This window comes from Streptomyces griseorubiginosus (genome assembly GCF_036345115.1).
Classification (GTDB): Bacteria; Actinomycetota; Actinomycetes; order Streptomycetales; family Streptomycetaceae; genus Streptomyces; species Streptomyces griseorubiginosus_C.
Map to the genome: position 1 here is coordinate 1889600 of NZ_CP107766.1, position 18334 is coordinate 1907933.

The window sequence follows — 18334 nt, forward strand, 5'->3', positions numbered from 1 at the left end:
TGACCGAGTAGATGGATGACGGCATCATGACCGACTGCGTGGCCTACGCCGAACCTCCCGTGACCGTCCCCGGCGCGGTCTCCCGTCGGAGGCAAAGGGACCAGCGTCTCAGGCCGTTGTTGCAGCCCGATCGCCTCGGGCGAGGTTGCCGGGGAGCCGTCGCTCAGGGGCGTGGAAGGCCGCGATGACAGCCCGTGGGAACTTCAAGCGCCAGGTGCGTGCCCGCGCCGCCAAGACCGGTGAGTCCTACACGGCCGCCCTGCGGCACTTCCGTCAGACTCCCTCAGGAGACGTCATGTCGGAAGCAAGGAATCCCCGGAGCGTGCGGCTCGCGGTAGCGCAGACGCTCGTACGAGAAGACCCCCGGGACGTCGAGGCGTTGCGCGAGAGCGGGCGTGAAGTACGTGCTCTGATGCGCGAGGCCGGCGGTCAGGGCGCGCGGATCGTGCACTTCCCGGAAGGCGCGCTCTGCTTTCCCAGCAAGGTCGTCATGTCCGTCGACGGCCCCGAAGCGGTCGGTCCGGCGGACTGGGACCGGTGCCAGTGGCCGGTGCTCCGGTCCGAGCTGGCCGCGATCGCCGATCTGGCCCGTGAGTTGGGGTTGTGGACGGTGATTCCGTCGGTGCACCGGCTGACCGGGCCGAACCGCCCGCACAACAGCCTCTACGTCATCTCCGATCGCGGCACGGTCGTCACGCGCTACGACGAGCGCCTCCTGTCGCACACGAAGGTCTCGTACATGTACTCGCCGGGCGTCTCACCGGTGACCTTCGAGGTCGACGGTGTGCGCTTCGGCTGCCTGCTCGGTATGGAGATCCATTACCCGGAGTTGTTCGCGGAGTACGAGAAACTGGACGTCGGCTGCGTGCTGTTCTCCACCAGCGGCACCCCGGGGAACACCGCCGCCCAGGCCCAGGGTCACGCCGCGGTCAACAGCTACTGGGTCAGCCTGTCGGTGCCCACGCAGCTCAGCGCCACCGCGCCCGCCGGAATCGTCGCCCCCAACGGCGACTGGCTCGCGCGGTGCCCCACTGACGGTTCGCCGGCGGTGGCCGTCGTGGACCTGGACGACGGTTCCGAAGCCGCCGCCGACGCGGTGACGTTCGGGCGTCCCTGGCATCGTAAGGCACGCACGGGCATCTACGCGGAGCATCAGGTGGACGACCCGCGCAGCGACGACCGGACAGCGGCTTTCTGATCCGTACCGCTGCCTTCTGATCCGGCGTCGCGGGCTGCCGGTCCGGCACGGTGACGTCATGCTTTCTCCAACCTGGTGGCAGGTTCCGGTCAAAGCATGCTCAAGTGCCGGACCCTGCCCGGCGCCGGTGGTCGGGTTCTCCACGTCGGCTGTACGACCACCTTTCCGGAGGACCCGGTGTCAGCACCCACCCGCAAGAGACGATGGCTCACGCTCTGCGCCATCTCCGCATCCGCCGTACTCGTCGCGACACCCGCGGGCGCCGCGTCCGGCCGGGGCGCCGTCCCCTTCGGCGTCCGTACGATCGACCAACTCGCCGCCCAGCGCGCGCAGTCCACCGGCGCGCTGAGCCCCAAGGTGGCGGAGGACGACGACGACGGCAACGAGGCCGACGAGATAGCCGAGGGGGCGGACCAGTACGCCGAGGCCCGCACCTCGCCCGGCGTCGTCGCCCCCGGCGCGTACGGCGCCGCCTGGAGCAGTCTCGCCGATCTGCCGTCCACCGGCGGCAGTTGGCACAACATCACCGACCTGCCGTACAACTCCGACGACCCCCGCTACCGCGACATCGACTCCAACTCCAGTGGCGGCTCCGGGAATGTCACCGGCCGGATGGCCGCGATCGCCGCCGACGACGACGGGTACGTGTACGCGGGCAGCGCCGGCGGCGGTGTCTGGCGGTCCGGACGCGGCGGCGGGCACTGGCAGCCGATCAGCGACAAGCTGCCCTCCCAGTCCACCGGGGCGCTCGCGCTCGACGGCGGCGGGCGGCTGTGGCTGGGCACGGGCGAGGCGACGACCAATGCGGACGCCTACCTCGGCAGCGGTGTCTACGTCCTGTCCGATCCGCACCACGGCACCTTCTCCACCCGCAGCCGGGTCGGCGGCGACCAGCTGGAGTCCACCACGATCCACGAGCTGCGCTTCGGCGGCGGCAAGGTGTGGGCGGCGACCAGCGAGGGCGTGTGGAGCCACTCCACGAAGACGCTGAAGGGCGCCTGGAAGCTGGAGTACGCGCCCAACCCCGACTATCTGCCGGGTGCTTCGAAGGCCGACGACCCCGACGCGCCGTACAAGAACATCACGAACGACATCGCGATCGACCCCAAGGACCCGAGCAGGGTCGTGCTCGCCGTCGGCTGGCGCAGCGGGGACGACTACAACGGCTTCTACACCAAGGTGGGCGGCACCTGGACCCGCATCACCAGCGGCTTCGGCGACCTGCCCACCGACCCGGACGACGTCGGCAGCGTCACCTTCGCCCGCTCCGCGGACGGCTCCCGGTACTACGCCATCGACCAGTCCCCCGAGCAGCTGAACACCAACCCGGACAGCGGGCTCGAGGGCATCTACAGTGCCGCCTCGCCGTTCGGGCCCTGGAAGCAGATCGCCGACTACAAGGGGCTGGCGGCCGACGGTTCGGCGCTGACCTCCAGCGGTTACATGCCCGGCGTGCAGGCCTGGTACAACCAGTTCCTCACCGTCGACCCGAGCGACCCGGACCACGTGTACGCGGGCCTCGAGGAGGTCTACGAGACCAAGGACGGCGGCTCCACCTGGTCGACCGTCGGCCCGTACTGGAACTTCACCTTCCCCTGCTGGTCCATCGACCCGGCCAAGCAGTCCGGCGACTGCAACCAGACCACCCACTCCGACCAGCACGGCGTCGCGATCGGCCGCTACCACGGCAAGAGCTTCGTGTACGTCGGCAACGACGGCGGTGTCTACAAGCGCCCGGTGAACGGCTCCCAGGACGCCTCCGGTCACGCCACCGACTGGACCTCCCTGAACGACGGCACCATCGACACCCTCCAGTACTACTCGGTGGGCATCGGCAAGGACCTGGCCCACGGCGGTGTCTCCGTCACCGGTGGCCTTCAGGACAACGGCCAGTCCATCCTGCGCAGCAACGACAAGGTCATGGGCTCCAACTTCGGCGGCGACGGCGGCGACACGCTCACCGACCCGGCCAACGGCTGCGACATCGCCCAGGAGTACGTGTACCTCGCCATCCAGGTGACCCAGAACTGCGCGGTCAACGACGGCAGTTGGCTCACCGACCCGAGCAAGGCGACGTCGTACGGTGTCGCCCCGCCCGACAACGCCACCGGTGAGGCCCGCTTCATCGCCCCGCTCGCGGCCGACGCGAAGAACAGCTCGACCTGGATCGCGGGCGGCCGGCACATCTGGGTGCAGACCCACGGTTACGCCATCCGCAGCGGCGACGAGTGGAAGAGCCTGTACGACCTCGGCGAGGGCCGCACCGCGACCGCCGTCGCCGTCTCGGGCGGCAAGGTGTACGCGGCCTGGTGCGGGCCCTGCAACAACCAGGGCTTCGCCCGGGGCATCGCGGTCGGCAACGCGGACGGCACCGGCTGGCACGACATCGCCCTGCCCGCCACCGGCGCGAACGGCACGGTACCCAACCGCTACCTCAGCGGGTTCGCCGTCGATCCGAAGAACGCCGACCACGTCTACCTCACGGTCAGCGGCTTCTCCCGGCAATGGACCGAGGGACCGGGTGCCGGGGTGGGCCATGTGTTCGAGTCGAAGGACGGCGGCACCACCTGGAAGGACGTCTCGGCGAACCTTCCCGACGTGCCGGCCGACTCCGCGGTCGTCACCCCGAACGGCGGCCTCGCCGTCGCCACCGACCTCGGGGTCGTCTACCGGGCGCCGGGCCGCACCTCGTGGCAGCGGGTCGGTTCACTTCCGGCCGTGGCCGTGCTCCAGCTGAAGCTGAGCCCCGACGGCCGCACGCTGTACGCGGCCACCCACGGCCGCGGCATCTACACCATCCCGGTGCGCGACTGCGGCTGACGCACGCCGTGCGGTGAGCGAGGAGGTCCCCGCGGGTTGCCGGGGGACCCCCTCCTCATGCGTACCGGGTCACCGCTCCCGCGCGTACGGCGTCACCGTCACCACGAGCGTGAACGCGACCCCTCCGGGACCCGCTACATCCGGCTCCTTCGCCGACACGCCGATCTCGGCGCTGCCGCCCCGGGTGCCGGCGGACCGCAGCGAGATGTGCGCGGTGCCGTCGGCGGCCACGCGCCGGCCGGTCACCAGGACGAGGACCGGCGCGGAGCTGCGCACCGCCGTCCACCGCTTGCCGTCCGTACGGGGACGTAGGACCAGGGAGACGACCGTTCCGGGCCGCACGCACACCTGCCGTCGGACGGGGTCACCGGGAGCGACGGTGATCTGCACCTGTCCGGAACGACAGTCACCGGCCGCGGGAGAGGGCGGCGTAGGCGCGGCAGCAGACGGCGAAGCCCCGGTGGAGGGCGAAGCCGCGGTGGAGGGCGAGGCCCCGGTGGACGTCGAGGCCGCCGTGGACGGCGAACGCGGCACCGGTGTCGCCGCCCCACCACCGCCCGGCGTCCCGCACGCCGCCAGAACGCCCACCGCGGCGATCGCGCATCCTCCGGCCCACCACCACCGCATCACCGCACCTCCGACCCGTTCTCCCACTCTCCCCCCAGCATGCTCCGCCGACCCGGCGTGGCCACCGCCCGTGCCATGAGGCGGCGGCGCACCCCGACACGACACGGGCGAGAAGACCCGTAGGTCACGACCCCCCGTGGCGGATGTCCCCACCGGAGTCCCCGGGCGCCGTGGCCCCAGTGACTGCCAGGCGTCGGTACGCGGCGCGGGCGTGGCCCAGGCGGGCCAGAGCCGTGCCGGTGAGGGCGGCGGTGAGCAGGCAGGTGAGCCAGAAGGTGTCGCGCTGTCCGGACCAACTGAGCGTGCCCGCGGGCGGGATGGCGAAGCCGTTGAGGAAGAGCCAGCACAGCAGTGCCGTACCGGGAGCCGCCGCGAAGCGGGCGCACCAGCCCAGCAGGGAGGCGAGCAGGGACAGGACGGCGAGGGCGAGCGCGGGCCGGCCCGGGCCGATGAGCGCGTTCGCCGCCGCAACGAGCAGGAGGGAGCCGGCGAAGGCCGCGGACCACACCAGCGTCGTGGACGCCGGTTCGGGGACGGGCCGCGCACCCGTCCGCAGGGACATCCACTCGACCACGGTTCGACTCCTTCCGGCAGGCCGGCCGAACACAGCCTTCCACGCGGCGGCGGTTCGCGGGAGTGCGGGTTCGGCCGGAACGGGGTGCCGCCAGGTCGTCTGTATGTACAAGGGAAAATCCGGTTCATCAGTGCGCAAATGGATCACTGGATCGGTGGAATCGGCACGGATGCGAGCCCCCGCGGCGATCTAGCGTCGAACCGCACGGGGCCGTACGAGCCAGAAAGGCATCGAGTCACTCATGCCCATGCCGCACACCGACGTCATGCCCGCCATCGAGTTCGACACCCTGACCACCGGGCCCGAACGGGACCGACCCCCCGCCGACCCCCTCCTCCCGCCGGTCGACGAGCTGCCCGCGGCCATGTCGGAGCCCGAGGCGGTCTGCCGCCGGGTCCGGGACGAGCTGATGCTCGACGGCAACGCCCGGCTCAACCTCGCCACCTTCGTCACCACGTGGATGGAGCCGCAGGCACGGGAGTTGATGGCGGAGACGGCCGAGAAGAACCTCGCCGACCGCGCGGAGTACCCGCAGATCACGGCGATGGAGGAGCGCTGTGTGCGGATGCTCGCCCGGCTCTGGCACGCGCCGCGTCCGGAGCTGGTCCGCGGCTGCTCCACCACCGGTTCCAGCGAGGCCGCGATGCTCGGCGGGCTCGCGCTCAAGCGCCGCTGGCAGGACCGCCGCCGCGCCCAGGGCAGGGACACCGCGCGCCCGAACCTGGTGATGGGCTCGAACGTGCAGGTGTGCTGGAAGAAGTTCGCCAACTACTTCGAGGTGGAGCCGCGGTACGTCCCGATGGAGCCGGGCCGCTACCACCTCACGCCCGACACCCTCACCGCCCACTGCGACGACGACACCATCGGCGTGGTGACGGTCCTCGGCTCCACGTTCGACGGCTCCTACGAACCCGTCGCGGACATCTGCCTGGCCCTGGACGGCTACCAGGCGGCCACCGGTACGGACATCCCCGTGCACGTCGACGGCGCGTCCGGCGCGATGGTGGCCCCCTTCCTCGACCCGGGCCTGATGTGGGACTTCCAGCTGGAACGGGTGGCGTCCATCAACACCTCCGGCCACAAGTACGGGCACGTCTTCCCCGGTCTCGGCTGGGCCCTGTGGCGCGACGCCGAGGCCCTGCCCGACGACCTGGTCTTCGAGGTCGACTACCTCGGCGGCAGCTCCCCGAGCTTCACCCTGAACTTCTCGCGTCCGGGCGCGCACGTCGTCGCGCAGTACTACAGCTTCCTGCGGTACGGCTTCGAGGGGCTGCGCGACCTGGCGGCGCGGAGCCGTACGACGGCCCGGGCGCTCGCCGCCCGGATCGCGGCCATCGACCCGTACGAGCTGGTCACGGACGGTTCCGAACTCCCCGCGTTCGCCTTCCGGGTGGCGCCCGGCACCGAGGGCCTCACGGTGTTCGACGTGTCCCGGGCCATGCGCGCCCGGGGCTGGCACCTGCCCGCGTACACCTTCCCGGCGCCCTGCCAGGACGTCTCCGTGCTGCGTGTGGTCGTACGCACCGGATTCACCGCTGAACTCGCCGGCATGTTCGTCGCCGACCTGACGGAGATCACCAGGCGCCTGCACACCGACCGGCTTCAGTGAGCGGTGCCGGGGCCCAGTGAGGCGCGGACGAGGGCCGTCAGCTCGTCGTCGGGGATGTCCGCCGCCTCCTGGGAGCGCAGCCGGAGCGTGCCCTTCCCGCTGAGGAGCCCCGGGTGCCGGGAGAGGAGGGCGGCGCCGGCGTCCGCGTCCCAGCCGTAGACCGAGACGCCGTGCCGCCACACGCCCACGTGCAGTCGCCGGTCCCCGACCCGGTACGTGGGCATCCCGTAGGACAGCACGACGGTCGCCTCGGGGTACGCCCGCAGGATCAGCCGGTGCAGCCGGTCGAAGAGCGGTCGGTGCTCGGGGGCGATGCCGTCGATGTAGCTCTGCGCTTCAGCGTCCATACGCCCCATTTGTACAGGGGAGACCGGCGTCACAGTGTCGTTGCGGGCAAGGTCACAGCCGTGCCCTCTGCTGCTCCTTTGGCCGTCTGGCCTAGCATCCGAGCATGACGGTCCTGCCTGACGACGGGCTCTCGCTGGCCGCCGAGTTCCCTGACGCGAACCTTGAACAGTGGCACGGCCTGGTGGCCGGTGTCCTGCGCAAGTCGGGCAAGGAAGTCTCCGGCACGGCAGCTGAGGACGCCCTGTCCACCGCGCTCGAGGACGGGCTGCGCACCCGCCCCCTGTACACCGCGCACGACTCGGCGCCCGAACCCGGCTTCCCCGGCTTCGCCCCCTTCGTGCGGGGCGCCCGGGCCGAGGGGAACACCGCGGGCGGCTGGGACGTACGGCAGCGGCACGCGGTCGCCGACAACGCGGCGGTCCTCACGGACCTGGAGAACGGCGTCACCTCGCTGTGGCTGGTCGTCGGCGAGGGTGGCATCCCGGTCGCGTCCCTGGGCCGGGTGCTCGACGGCGTCTACCTCGACCTCGCACCGGTCGCCCTCGACGCGGGCGGTCAATTCGCCGAGGCCGCCGAGGAGTTGCTGCGGCTCTACGGCGAGCGCGGCATCGACAACAAGGCCGCGCGCGGCAACCTCGGCGCCGATCCGCTCGGCCACGAGGCGCGTACGGGCGAGGCGTTGGACTTCTCGCCGGTCGTCCCGCTCGCGCGCAGGTGCGCCGAGGAGTACCCGGGGCTGCGGGCGCTGACCGTGGACGCGCTGCCGTACCACGAGGCCGGCGGTTCGGCCGCGCAGGAGCTGGGCGCCTCGATCGCCACCGGTGTCGCCTACCTGCGCGGGCTCACGGAAGCGGGGCTGAGCGTCGAACAGGCCTTCTCCCAGCTGGAGTTCCGGTACGCGGCGACGGCCGACCAGTTCCTGACCATCGCCAAGCTGCGGGCGGCCCGCCGGCTGTGGGCCCGGGTCGCCGAGGTGTGCGGGGCGCCCGGCGCGGGCGCGCAGGCGCAGCACGCCGTGGTGTCGCCGGTGATGATGACCCGACGTGACCCGTGGGTGAACATGCTGCGCGCGACGATCGCCACGCTGGCGGCCGGAGTCGGCGGCGCCGAGGCCGTCACCGTGCTGCCCTTCGACCACGCGCTCGGTCTCCCGGACGCGTTCGCCCGCCGTATCGCCCGCAACACCTCGACGATCCTGGTCGAGGAGTCGCACCTGTCCCGGGTGATCGACCCGGCGGGCGGCTCCTGGTACGTGGAGCGGCTGACCGACGAACTCGCCGAGTCCGCCTGGCGGTTCTTCCGCACGATCGAACGCGACGGCGGCCAGGCGGCCGTCCTGCGCTCCGGCCGGCTCCGCACGGACCTGGCGACGACGTGGGCGCAGCGCTCCAAGCGGCTCGCCACCCGCCGCGAACCCATCACCGGCGTCAGCGAGTTCCCGCACCTCGGCGAGAAGCCCGTGGAGCGTGCCGCCGCGCCCGAGCCCCGGACCGGCGGCCTGCCCCGCGTGCGGCGCGACGAGGCCTACGAGGAACTGCGGGCCCGTTCCGACGCCCATCTCGCGGCCACCGGGTCCCGGCCCCGCGTCTTCCTGGCCGCGCTCGGCCCCGCCGCCGCCCACACCGCGCGCCTGACCTTCGCCGCGAACCTCTTCCAGGCCGGCGGCATCGAGCCCGTCACCGAGGGCACCTACGAGGACAGCGGAGCCACCGAGGCCTGCCTGTGCTCCAGCGACGCGCTGTACGAGGAGCAGGCCGAGAGCGTCGCGGAGACCCTCAGGTCGGCAGGTGCCCGGCACGTGTTCCTCGCCGGGCGTCCCGGGCAGTACTCCGGCGTGGACTCCTACGTCTTCGCGGGCTGCGACGCAGTAGCCGTGCTCACCGCCACCCTCGACCGCATGGGAGTGTCCTGATGTCCAGCATCCCCGACTTCACCGGGATCGAGCTGGGGACCCCGGCCGCCGAGGGCGGCGCCGACGAGTGGCGTACGGCCGTGAAGGACGCCACGCAGGAGGCCGAGCCGGTCTGGGAGACCCCGGAGGGCATCGAGGTCAAGCCGCTCTACACCGGCGCCGACCTGGAGGGCCTGGACTTCCTGGAGACGTACCCGGGCGTGGCCCCGTACCTGCGCGGGCCGTACCCGACGATGTACGTCAACCAGCCCTGGACGATCCGCCAGTACGCGGGCTTCTCCACCGCCGAGGAGTCCAACGCCTTCTACCGGCGCAACCTCGCGGCCGGTCAGAAGGGGCTGTCGGTCGCCTTCGACCTGCCCACGCACCGCGGCTACGACAGCGACCACCCGCGCGTGACCGGTGACGTCGGCATGGCGGGCGTGGCGATCGACTCGATCTACGACATGCGGCAGTTGTTCGACGGCATCCCCCTCGACAAGATGTCCGTGTCGATGACGATGAACGGCGCCGTGCTGCCGGTGCTGGCGCTGTACATCGTGGCGGCGGAGGAACAGGGCGTGCCGCCCGAGAAGCTGGCCGGGACCATCCAGAACGACATCCTCAAGGAGTTCATGGTCCGCAACACCTACATCTATCCGCCGAAGCCGTCGATGCGGATCATCTCCGACATCTTCGCGTTCACCTCGCAGCGGATGCCCCGCTACAACTCCATCTCCATCTCCGGCTACCACATCCAGGAGGCGGGCGCGACGGCCGACCTGGAGCTGGCGTACACCCTGGCGGACGGTGTCGAGTACATCCGCGCGGGACGTGAAGTCGGCCTGGACGTGGACGCGTTCGCGCCCCGGCTGTCGTTCTTCTGGGCGATCGGCATGAACTTCTTCATGGAGGTCGCCAAGTTGCGGGCGGCGCGCCTGCTGTGGGCGAAGCTGGTGAAGCAGTTCGACCCGCAGAACGCCAAGTCCCTGTCCCTGCGCACCCATTCGCAGACCTCCGGCTGGTCGCTGACCGCGCAGGACGTGTTCAACAACGTCACCCGCACCTGCGTCGAGGCGATGGCGGCGACCCAGGGCCACACCCAGTCGCTGCACACCAACGCCCTCGACGAGGCACTGGCGTTGCCCACCGACTTCTCGGCGCGCATCGCCCGCAACACCCAGCTGCTGCTCCAGCAGGAGTCCGGCACCACCCGGGTCATCGACCCGTGGGGCGGCAGCGCCTACGTGGAGCGGCTGACGTACGACCTCGCCCGCAAGGCCTGGCAGCACATCCAGGAGGTGGAGGCGGCGGGCGGCATGGCCAAGGCGATCGACGCCGGCATCCCGAAGCTGCGCATCGAGGAGGCCGCGGCCCGCACCCAGGCCCGCATCGACTCCGGCCGCCAGCCGGTCATCGGCGTCAACAAGTACCGGGTGGAGACCGACGAGGCGATCGAGGTCCTCAAGGTCGACAACTCCTCCGTGCGCGCCCAGCAGATCGAGAAGCTGCGGCGGCTGCGCGCCGAGCGGGACGAGACCGCCTGCCGGGACGCCCTGGACGCGCTGACCCGGGCCGCCGACGGCGAGGGCAACCTCCTGGAGCTGGCCGTGCACGCGGCCCGCGCCAAGGCCACCGTCGGCGAGATCTCCGACGCCCTGGAGAAGGTCTACGGCCGCCACGCGAGCCAGATCCGTACGATCTCCGGCGTGTACCGCAACGAAGCAGGGGAGTCGCCCTCCGTGGACCGCACCCGCGCCCTGGTGGACACCTTCGAGGAGGCCGAGGGCCGCCGGCCGCGCATCCTGGTCGCCAAGATGGGCCAGGACGGCCACGACCGCGGCCAGAAGGTGATCGCCACCGCCTTCGCCGACCTCGGCTTCGACGTCGACGTCGGCCCGCTGTTCCAGACCCCGGGCGAGGTGGCCCGCCAGGCCGTGGAGGCCGACGTGCACATCGTCGGCGTCTCGTCGCTGGCGGCCGGGCACCTCACCCTCGTACCGGCGCTGAAGGAGGCGCTGGCCGAGGAGGGCCGGGAGGACATCATGATCGTCGTCGGCGGGGTGATCCCGCCGCAGGACGTGCCCACACTGCTGGAGATGGGCGCCGCGGCCGTCTTCCCGCCGGGGACGGTGATCCCGGACGCGGCCCACGACCTCGTCCAGCGGCTCTCGGCCGACCTCGGGCACGAGCTGTGATCGATGTCGACTCCTATGTGAAGGGCGTCCTCGACGGGAAGCGCGCGCTGATCGCCCGCGCGATCACTCTCGTCGAGTCCACCCGTCCCCAACACCGGGTGCTGGCACAGGAGTTGCTCACCGAGCTGCTCCCGCACAGCGGCCGGGCGCGGCGGATCGGTGTCAGCGGGGTGCCGGGCGTGGGGAAGTCGACGTTCATCGACGCGTTCGGCACGATGCTGACCTCGCTGGGGCACCGGGTGGCGGTGCTCGCTGTGGACCCTTCCTCCAGCCGCACGGGCGGCTCGATCCTCGGCGACAAGACCCGGATGGAGCGCCTGGCCGTCGACCCGAATGCCTTCGTACGGCCCTCCCCCACCGCGGGCACGCTCGGCGGGGTGGCCAAGGCGACCCGGGAGTCGATCGTGGTGATGGAGGCCGCGGGCTACGACGTCGTCCTCGTCGAGACCGTGGGCGTCGGCCAGTCGGAGACCGCCGTCGCCAACATGGTCGACTCCTTCCTGCTGCTCACCCTGGCCCGCACCGGCGACCAGTTGCAGGGCATCAAGAAGGGTGTCCTGGAGCTGGCCGACGTGATCGCCGTGAACAAGGCGGACGGCCCGCACCAGCGCGACGCGCAGGCGGCGGCACGGGAGTTGGCGGGCGCGCTGCGGCTGATGCACGGCAAGGACGCGGCCTGGACACCGCCCGTGCTGAGTTGCAGCGCCCGTGAGTCGACGGGCCTGGACACCGTGTGGGAACGCCTCGAACAGCACCGCACCCTGCTCGACTCCACGGGCCGGCTCGCCGCCAAACGCCGTGACCAGCAGGTCGACTGGACCTGGTCGATGGTCCGTGACGAACTCCTCGGCCGCCTGCACGCCGACCCGGCCGTCCGCGCCCTCGCCCCCGATCTCGAACAGCAGGTCAGGAACGGCGAGTTGACGGCCACGCTGGCCGCCGAACGCATCCTGGGGGCGTTCGGCGCGGAAGCGGACTGATTCTCACGAGGGGGGGGCGGCACGCGTTCAACCGATCGGTTGAACGCGGATTCCATCGCGGGGCGGCTCATCGAGCCGTACGGACGACGCGGCGGTCCGCCCGGCCGCAGCACCATGGTGATCGCCCATGGCGCCGGGCCCCGTACGTCACCCCCCATCAGAGAGGTCTCCGCAGCGTGTCCAGCTTCCTCAGCAGACGACGTGTCCTCACCACCGGTGCCGGTGCCGCGCTCGGTCTCGGCGCGGTCGGTGCCACCACGACCTCCGCCTCGGCCGCCCCCGCCCGGCACACCTCCGGCCCGGAGGAGACCCGCACCCTCGACGAGCTCTACCAGGCCGCCCTCAAGGAGGGCGGGAAGCTCGTCATCTACGCGGGCGGCGACACCCCGACCCAGCAGGACGGCACCAAGGCGGCCTTCAAGGCCCGCTTCCCCGACATCGACCTGACGCTGATCGTGGACTACAGCAAGTACCACGACGTCCGCGTCGACAACCAGTTCGCGACGGACACCCTGGTCCCCGACGTCGTACAGCTCCAGACCCTCCAGGACTTCGTCCGCTGGAACCGGCAGGGCCGGCTGCTGCGCTACAAGCCCGCCGGGTTCTCCGAGCTGCACCACGGGTTCAAGGACCCGCAGGGCGCCTGGGTCGCCATCAGTGTGATCGCCTTCAGCTTCCTGTACGGCACCGCCGCCGTGGGCTCGGACGCCCCCACGAGCCCGCTCGACCTGGTGGATCCGAAGTGGAAGGGGAAGATCGCCTCGTCGTACCCGCACGACGACGACGCGGTCCTCTACCTCTACTCGCTGTACGTCCAGAAGTACGGCTGGGAGTGGGTCGCGAAGCTCGCCGCGCAGGACGTGCGGTTCGCGCGGGGCAGCAACACACCCGGAGAGGCCGTCCGCGGCGGGCAGAAGGCGATCGGCATCGGCACCTCGGGCTCGGCGGTCCCCTCCTCGACGTCCCCCACGAAGTCCGTGATCGTCGACGGGCACCCGTTCATGGCCTGGGGCCAGCGCGCGGCCGTCCTCAAGCAGGCCGCGCACCCCACCGCCGCGAAGCTGTACCTCAACTGGCAGCTCTCCCCCGAGGTGCAGCAGCGGGCGTTCAACGGCTGGTCGGTGCGCACCGACATCACGCCCGCGGCCGGTCTGAAGCCGGTGTGGGAGTACCCGGACGCGCACGTGGACGGCTTCCCGGAGTTCATGGCGGACCGCGCCGAGGTGGAGCGCCTGAAGCAGACCTTCGCCCTGTACTTCGGCGAGGTGAAGGGCGACCCCACGCCCGGCAGCCTCGGACTGCACCCGGGAGCCTGACCCCTCACACCGTTCCTACAGCCGGTGGATAGACTCGGACCCCCTGTCCCGATGGATCTTTCGTACAGGGGGTTCGTCGTGTACGACCACCGCGCCCTGCGGCACGCCCCGCACTTCGTGTTCTTCGTGGTCGTCGGCTCCGCGCTGGTCCGGCTCGCCGAGCTCAACCTCGCGCTGTGCTGGGACATCGTGACCCTCAGCGGACTGCTCGCCACGACGTACGCGGCCGGGCTGGCCCTGGGCGACCGCCTGGGACCGCTCGCCCGGCACGTGTGGGTGGCGGTCCTCGTCGCGCTGTGGGCGAGGCTCGTGCTGCTCACGCCGGCCGTGCTGACCGAGGCCTACGTCTGGTGCGCCCTGCCCCTCGCCTGTGTGGCCCTGCGCGCCCTCGGACGCCGGGCCGCAGCGGTGGCGGTGGGCGCCGTCTCGGTGGTGCTGATCGGCCAACTCACCCGCAGCGCGGGCGGGTTCGACGCGGAGAAGGTGCTCATCCCGGTCGCCGCCGTATGGGGCACGGTGGCCCTGTACCGGGCCCAGCAGCGCGCCGCCGCCGAACGCCTGCGCCTGGTGGAGGAGTTGCGCGGCACCCGGGACGTGCTGGCGCGGGAGCAGCGGCGGGCCGGGGTGCTGGAGGAACGCGAACGCATCGCCCGGGACCTGCACGACACGCTCGCCCAGGAACTCTCCGGCAGCCTGATGCTGCTGCAGGCCGCCGAGCGGGACTGGGAGCGGCGCCCGGACACGGCCCGGACCCGGGTCCGCGCGGTCGCCGACGGACTGGACGTGAGCCTCACGGAGACCCGGCGCATGATCCGGGACCTCACGCCCTCCGCGGTCGCCGAGGAGGGCCTCCAGGGCTCCCTGCGCCTGCTGTGCCGGCGCGCCGAGCAGAACGGCACGGCGCCGCGCGTCCAGTTCCGCGCCACCGGGGCCCACCGCCCCGAGCTGGACGACCAGGCCGCCACCGCCCTGTTCCGGGTGGCGCAGGGCATGCTGGCCAATGTGCGCGAGCACGCGCGCGCGAACAGCCTGCTGGTGACCCTGCACCACGGCACGGACCGCGTCGACCTCGACGTGTGCGACGACGGTGTCGGGCTCGACCTCGCCCACGTCGACGGCCCGTCCCCCACGGGCCGCGGCTTCGGGCTGCGGGCGGCCCGGGCGCGGCTTCGGGAGTACGGCGGTGACCTCGCCGTCGAGGGCGGACCGGGCCGGGGCACCCGGATCCGGGCCACCGTCCCCGCCCGGGTGCGCTCCGAAGCGCTGCCTGCGACGACCCGGCCGGCGGTGGTCCGGTGACGGCGTCCCCGCTGCGCCTGATCGTCGCCGACGACCACGCCGTCGTACGGGCCGGGCTGCGTGCGCTGCTGGAGGGCGAGCCGGATCTCGACGTGGTCGCGGAGGCCTCCGGTCCCGAGGAGGCCGTACGCCTCGCCGTCGACCTGGCACCCGACGTCGTGCTGATGGACCTGCGGTTCGAGGGCGCGAGCGGGGGTGCCGGGCCGGCCGACGGTGTCGAGGCGGTGCGCGCGCTGGCCGTGCGGGCTCCGGACGTGCCGGTGGTGATGCTGACCAGCTATGCCGGGCGGGTCGACGTGGTGCGCGCGCTGGAGGCCGGTGCGCGCGGCTATGTGCTGAAGGCCGGACCGCCGGACGACCTCTTCCGGGCCGTGCGCAGCGCCGCGGTGGGCGGGATGGGGCTCGCGCCCGCGGTGGTCGGCGACCTCGTCGGCCAAGTGGTCGACCCGGCGCCGGAGTTGACCCGGCGGGAGCGGGAGGTCGTCCAGCTGATGGCCGACGGCCACAGCAACCGCGCCATCGCCACGTCCCTCTATCTCAGCGAGGCCACCGTCAAGACCCACCTGGTGCGCGTGTACCGCAAGCTCGGCGTCGACAACCGGGCGGCAGCGGTCTCCGAGGCGGTCCGGCGGGGGTTGCTGGAACTGACGTAGTCCGCGCTCCGGCCGCCGCCTACGCGGCGGGCGGGGTGTCCGGCGATTCCAGCCCCGCCGCGTCGTCGGACGGTGTCGGTGGGGTCGCCCGGACCTTGGCCACGGCCACCGCCATCTGCTGGCGTACGTCCTCCGCGACCGGTGCTCCGTGGACGGCGCCCATCAGGTCCTCGGCGAGGTGGTGCAGCTTGGTGTTGGTGTTCTGGGAGGCGCTGACGAGCACCGTCCAGGCGTCCTCGGAGCTCAGCCCGAAGGAGGCCATCAGGATGCCGCGGGCCACGTCGATGGCCGGCCGGGTCCGCATCGCCCGGCGCAGCTGGGCGACCTCCAGACGCAACTCCTCGTCCACGTCCACGCGCGACTCCAAGTCGCCGGGGAGGGGATCGGAGACCTCGGGGAGGTCGGAGCGTGCCGGTGCGCCGGGGCTCGCCGTGCCCTCCGCCTTGAACAGCTCCCCGGCGCCCGTCAGGTCGAGCAGCCGTGCGAAGGCCGGGCCGCACGACCGGACGGTGACCGTCTTGCCCTGGTCGAGGGCCTCCCGGCGCAGGTCCAGCAGGACGTTGAGCCCGGCGCAGTCGCAGAAGCCGACGCCCTCCAGGTCCAGGTCGACGCCGGTGGCGGAACGGTCGAGGGCGGCACGGAGCTGCGGCTGGAGCCACTCGGCGCCGATGTCCAGCTCACCCCGGCAGATGACGTCCACCCGGTCGCCGGCCGCCACGGCCTCGATCGTGGCCAGACACGGCGGACGCACGTCCGCCGCCGTGAGGGGCTGCGCCGAGTGCGCAGGATCCGGCATGGCCCTCTCCCTCATGTGCTCCGTTGCCTCGCTCACCAGATTCCCCGTGTCGACCCACATACGTCAACTAATACATGAAATTTAGTTCCGGTTTTTGAATGCGTGAACGTCAGGTCGGTAGAGTTGAACCATGGATGGAGTGCCCGAGCCACACACCGGATGGACGTTCGTCACCAACCACGCCCGCGTGCTGGCCGTGATCGCCGACAACCACAGCGCCCGGATCCGCGACATCGCCGCGCACTGCCGGCTCACCGAACGTGCCGTACAGAAGATCATTTCCGATCTGGAGCGGGACGGATACCTCTCGCACATCAGGGAGGGCCGCACCAACACCTACCGCATCGATCCGGGCAAGGTGCTGCGGCACCCCGCCGAGGCCGGCCTGACGGTGGCGTCCCTGCTCTCCCTGCTCGTCCAGGACGAGGCGACCCGCTCCACCACCCCCGAGAACGCCGGAGAGGTCCCGGAGACATCGTCTTCGTGACACCCACCCCTCGGAGGTCGGGGCGCTCACCCGGCGGTACGGCCCGCCGTCCGCGTGGTCAGGCCGGCGCGCCGAACCACCGGGGCAGTCGGTCGTCCAGTTCGCCCTGGTCCTCGCCCGCCCACGCGACATGGCCGTCCGGCCGCAGCAGCACCGCGGGCACGTCCAGCTCCGCACCGGCGTCGACGACATGGTCGACCCGGTCCGACCAGCACGCCACCGAGAGCCGGCCGGTCCGGTCGAGCAGCAGTCCGCGGCCGGCGTGCGTCAGCTCGTAGAGGCGGCCGCGCCGGAGCGTGAGGTCCCGCAGGCGCCGGCCGAGCAGGTCAGGGCCCGCGCCGAAGTCGTAGCGGACGCCGATCGCGGTGAGTTTCCCGATCAGGTACCGGTTCACCTCGTCGAAGTCCATCAGCTGCTCCAGCAGCCGGCGCACCGCCTGCGGTCCCGGTTCGGTGGACAGCAGCTCCATCCCCGCCCGGGTGGTGTTCAGTACGTCGGCGGCCACCGGGTGCCGTTCGGCGTGATAGCTGTCCAGCAGTCCCGCGGGGGCCCAGCCGGCCACCTCGGCGGCCAGCTTCCAGCCGAGGTTGAAGGCGTCCTGGATGCCGAGGTTGAGCCCCTGCCCGCCCACCGGCGGGTGGACGTGCGCCGCGTCCCCGGCCAGCAGCACCCGGCCGACGCGGTAGCGCTCCGCCTGCCGGGTGGCGTCGCCGAAGCGGGACAGCCAGCGCGGTGAGTGCACGCCGAAGTCGGTGCCGGCGACTGCCCGGAGCCGCCGTTTGAACTCGTCGAGGGTCGGCGCGACCGAGCGGTCCTCGCTGACCCCCTCGGCGGGCACGACGACCCGGTACAGCCCGTCCCCGACGGGGGCGAGGCCGAACAGCTTCTGGGTCCTGCGGATCTCGGTGACCACGGCCGTCACCGTCTGAGGCGGCACGCCCACCTCCATCGCGCCGAGCAGCGTCTCGGCCCGGGCGGGGGTGCCGGGGAAGCCGACTCCGAGCAGCTTGCGCACGGTGCTGCGGCCGCCGTCGCAGCCGACGAGGTAGCGCGAGCGCAGCCGGGTGCCGTCGGCGAGTTCGGCGGTGACGGCGGTGCCGTCGGCGTCCTGGCTCAGTCCGACCAGTTCGCGGCCGCGCCGGATCTCGGCGCCGAGCTCGACCGCCCGCTCGGCCAGGAGGCGGTCGGTGGTGGGCTGCGGGATGCCGAGGGTGTAGGCGTGCGCGGTGTCCAGCCCGTCGGGCAGCGGCTTCACCACGCCGGCGAGGAGGCCGCCGACCGGGCTCCGCTTCCCGTGCGCCAGGAACCGGTCCAGCAGACCCCGCTGGTCCAGCACCTCGATGCTGCGCACGTGCAGTCCGAGCGAACGGACGACGTCGGTCGGGGTGGCCTCCTTCTCCAGCACGACCACCCGCACACCGTGCAACCGCAGCTCGGCGGCCAGCATCAACCCGGTGGGCCCGCCACCGGCGATGATCACGTCGAACACCGAATCCCCCGTCCCCGTGCCAAGACCCCTGCGGCCTTCTCTGCCGTGC

Annotated in this window: 16 protein-coding genes; 10 read left to right on the forward strand and 6 right to left on the reverse strand. The window is 72.0% G+C overall.

Going from position 1 to position 18334, the window contains the following annotated elements; translation table 11 throughout:
• Window positions 1-184: 184 nt before the first annotated feature.
• Both OHN19_RS08635 and OHN19_RS08640 read left to right on the forward strand, forming a co-directional pair.
• A complete protein-coding gene (locus tag OHN19_RS08635) occupies window positions 185-1198 on the forward strand; it encodes a carbon-nitrogen hydrolase family protein (RefSeq protein ID WP_330263601.1) in 1014 nt (337 codons plus the stop codon).
• Between the two features lie 177 nt (window positions 1199-1375).
• A complete protein-coding gene (locus OHN19_RS08640) occupies window positions 1376-4018 on the forward strand; it encodes a glycosyl hydrolase (protein WP_330263602.1) in 2643 nt (880 codons plus the stop codon).
• 69 nt (window positions 4019-4087) lie between these two features.
• Here OHN19_RS08640 and OHN19_RS08645 read toward each other — a convergent pair whose 3' ends face one another.
• From OHN19_RS08645 to OHN19_RS08655, 3 genes are all read right to left on the reverse strand, one after another.
• Window positions 4088-4360 (reverse strand): acetyl-CoA synthetase, encoded by a 273-nt coding sequence (locus tag OHN19_RS08645; protein WP_330263603.1) that lies wholly within the window; start codon window positions 4358-4360, stop codon window positions 4088-4090.
• A 64-nt stretch (window positions 4361-4424) separates the two neighbouring features.
• The gene (locus OHN19_RS08650) at window positions 4425-4622 is read right to left on the reverse strand and encodes a hypothetical protein (RefSeq protein ID WP_330263604.1); all 198 of its coding nucleotides are present in this window, start codon (window positions 4620-4622) and stop codon (window positions 4425-4427) included.
• A gap of 147 nt (window positions 4623-4769) precedes the next feature.
• Entirely contained in the window at window positions 4770-5219 is a 450-nt protein-coding gene (locus OHN19_RS08655; protein ID WP_330263605.1) for a hypothetical protein, read from the reverse strand.
• Between the two features lie 241 nt (window positions 5220-5460).
• Between OHN19_RS08655 and OHN19_RS08660 the strand changes: the two genes are divergently transcribed.
• Window positions 5461-6828 carry a glutamate decarboxylase gene (locus OHN19_RS08660; RefSeq protein WP_330263606.1) on the forward strand — a complete coding sequence of 456 codons (1368 nt, stop codon included), beginning with the start codon at window positions 5461-5463 and terminating at the stop codon, window positions 6826-6828.
• On the opposite strand, the gene OHN19_RS08665 is transcribed toward OHN19_RS08660, so the two are convergent.
• A complete protein-coding gene (locus OHN19_RS08665; RefSeq protein WP_330263607.1) occupies window positions 6822-7175 on the reverse strand; it encodes a DUF1801 domain-containing protein in 354 nt (117 codons plus the stop codon). The genes OHN19_RS08660 and OHN19_RS08665 overlap by 7 nt on opposite strands.
• A gap of 104 nt (window positions 7176-7279) precedes the next feature.
• Here OHN19_RS08665 and OHN19_RS08670 point away from each other — a divergent pair, with 104 nt between their 5' ends.
• The 6 genes from OHN19_RS08670 (at window position 7280) to OHN19_RS08695 (ending at window position 15513) form a co-directional block, all read left to right on the forward strand.
• The gene (locus tag OHN19_RS08670) at window positions 7280-9088 is read left to right on the forward strand and encodes a methylmalonyl-CoA mutase subunit beta (protein ID WP_330263608.1); all 1809 of its coding nucleotides are present in this window, start codon (window positions 7280-7282) and stop codon (window positions 9086-9088) included.
• Complete coding sequence (gene scpA / locus OHN19_RS08675; RefSeq protein ID WP_330263609.1) at window positions 9088-11265, forward strand: methylmalonyl-CoA mutase; 2178 nt, start codon at window positions 9088-9090, stop codon at window positions 11263-11265. The genes OHN19_RS08670 and scpA overlap by 1 nt, the downstream gene beginning before the upstream one ends.
• Window positions 11262-12245 (forward strand): methylmalonyl Co-A mutase-associated GTPase MeaB, encoded by a 984-nt coding sequence (gene meaB / locus OHN19_RS08680; protein ID WP_330263610.1) that lies wholly within the window; start codon window positions 11262-11264, stop codon window positions 12243-12245. Before scpA ends, meaB begins: the two co-directional genes overlap by 4 nt.
• A gap of 176 nt (window positions 12246-12421) precedes the next feature.
• Complete coding sequence (locus OHN19_RS08685) at window positions 12422-13561, forward strand: ABC transporter substrate-binding protein (protein ID WP_330263611.1); 1140 nt, start codon at window positions 12422-12424, stop codon at window positions 13559-13561.
• A 51-nt stretch (window positions 13562-13612) separates the two neighbouring features.
• Window positions 13613-14860 carry a sensor histidine kinase gene (locus OHN19_RS08690; RefSeq protein WP_330263612.1) on the forward strand — a complete coding sequence of 416 codons (1248 nt, stop codon included), beginning with the start codon at window positions 13613-13615 and terminating at the stop codon, window positions 14858-14860.
• Window positions 14857-15513, forward strand: a complete 657-nt coding sequence (locus tag OHN19_RS08695; protein WP_330263613.1) for a response regulator transcription factor — start codon at window positions 14857-14859, stop codon at window positions 15511-15513. The genes OHN19_RS08690 and OHN19_RS08695 overlap by 4 nt, the downstream gene beginning before the upstream one ends.
• A gap of 19 nt (window positions 15514-15532) precedes the next feature.
• Here the strand turns inward: OHN19_RS08695 and OHN19_RS08700 are convergent, their stop codons facing one another.
• Window positions 15533-16309, reverse strand: coding sequence for an ANTAR domain-containing protein (locus OHN19_RS08700; protein ID WP_330263614.1), 777 nt, complete (start codon window positions 16307-16309; stop codon window positions 15533-15535).
• 130 nt (window positions 16310-16439) lie between these two features.
• On the opposite strand from OHN19_RS08700, the gene OHN19_RS08705 reads away from it, so the two are divergent.
• Window positions 16440-16796, forward strand: a complete 357-nt coding sequence (locus OHN19_RS08705; RefSeq protein WP_330263615.1) for a helix-turn-helix domain-containing protein — start codon at window positions 16440-16442, stop codon at window positions 16794-16796.
• Window positions 16797-16854: 58 nt separating this feature from the next.
• On the opposite strand, the gene rox is transcribed toward OHN19_RS08705, so the two are convergent.
• A complete protein-coding gene (rox, locus tag OHN19_RS08710) occupies window positions 16855-18285 on the reverse strand; it encodes a rifampin monooxygenase (protein ID WP_330263616.1) in 1431 nt (476 codons plus the stop codon).
• Window positions 18286-18334 lie beyond the last annotated feature (49 nt).

Excerpts from the sequence above, each read along its gene's own strand:
- OHN19_RS08635 (WP_330263601.1), top strand. The coding sequence starts at position 185 with ATGACAGCCCGTGGGAACTTCAAGCGCCAGGTGCGTGCCCGCGCCGCC.
- OHN19_RS08650 (WP_330263604.1), bottom strand. The coding sequence starts at position 4,622 with ATGCGCGATCGCCGCGGTGGGCGTTCTGGCGGCGTGCGGGACGCCGGG.
- OHN19_RS08660 (WP_330263606.1), top strand. The coding sequence starts at position 5,461 with ATGCCCATGCCGCACACCGACGTCATGCCCGCCATCGAGTTCGACACC.
- OHN19_RS08665 (WP_330263607.1), bottom strand. The coding sequence starts at position 7,175 with ATGGACGCTGAAGCGCAGAGCTACATCGACGGCATCGCCCCCGAGCAC.
- OHN19_RS08670 (WP_330263608.1), top strand. The coding sequence starts at position 7,280 with ATGACGGTCCTGCCTGACGACGGGCTCTCGCTGGCCGCCGAGTTCCCT.
- scpA (WP_330263609.1), top strand. The coding sequence starts at position 9,088 with ATGTCCAGCATCCCCGACTTCACCGGGATCGAGCTGGGGACCCCGGCC.
- OHN19_RS08690 (WP_330263612.1), top strand. The coding sequence starts at position 13,613 with ATGGATCTTTCGTACAGGGGGTTCGTCGTGTACGACCACCGCGCCCTG.
- OHN19_RS08700 (WP_330263614.1), bottom strand. The coding sequence starts at position 16,309 with ATGCCGGATCCTGCGCACTCGGCGCAGCCCCTCACGGCGGCGGACGTG.
- OHN19_RS08705 (WP_330263615.1), top strand. The coding sequence starts at position 16,440 with ATGGATGGAGTGCCCGAGCCACACACCGGATGGACGTTCGTCACCAAC.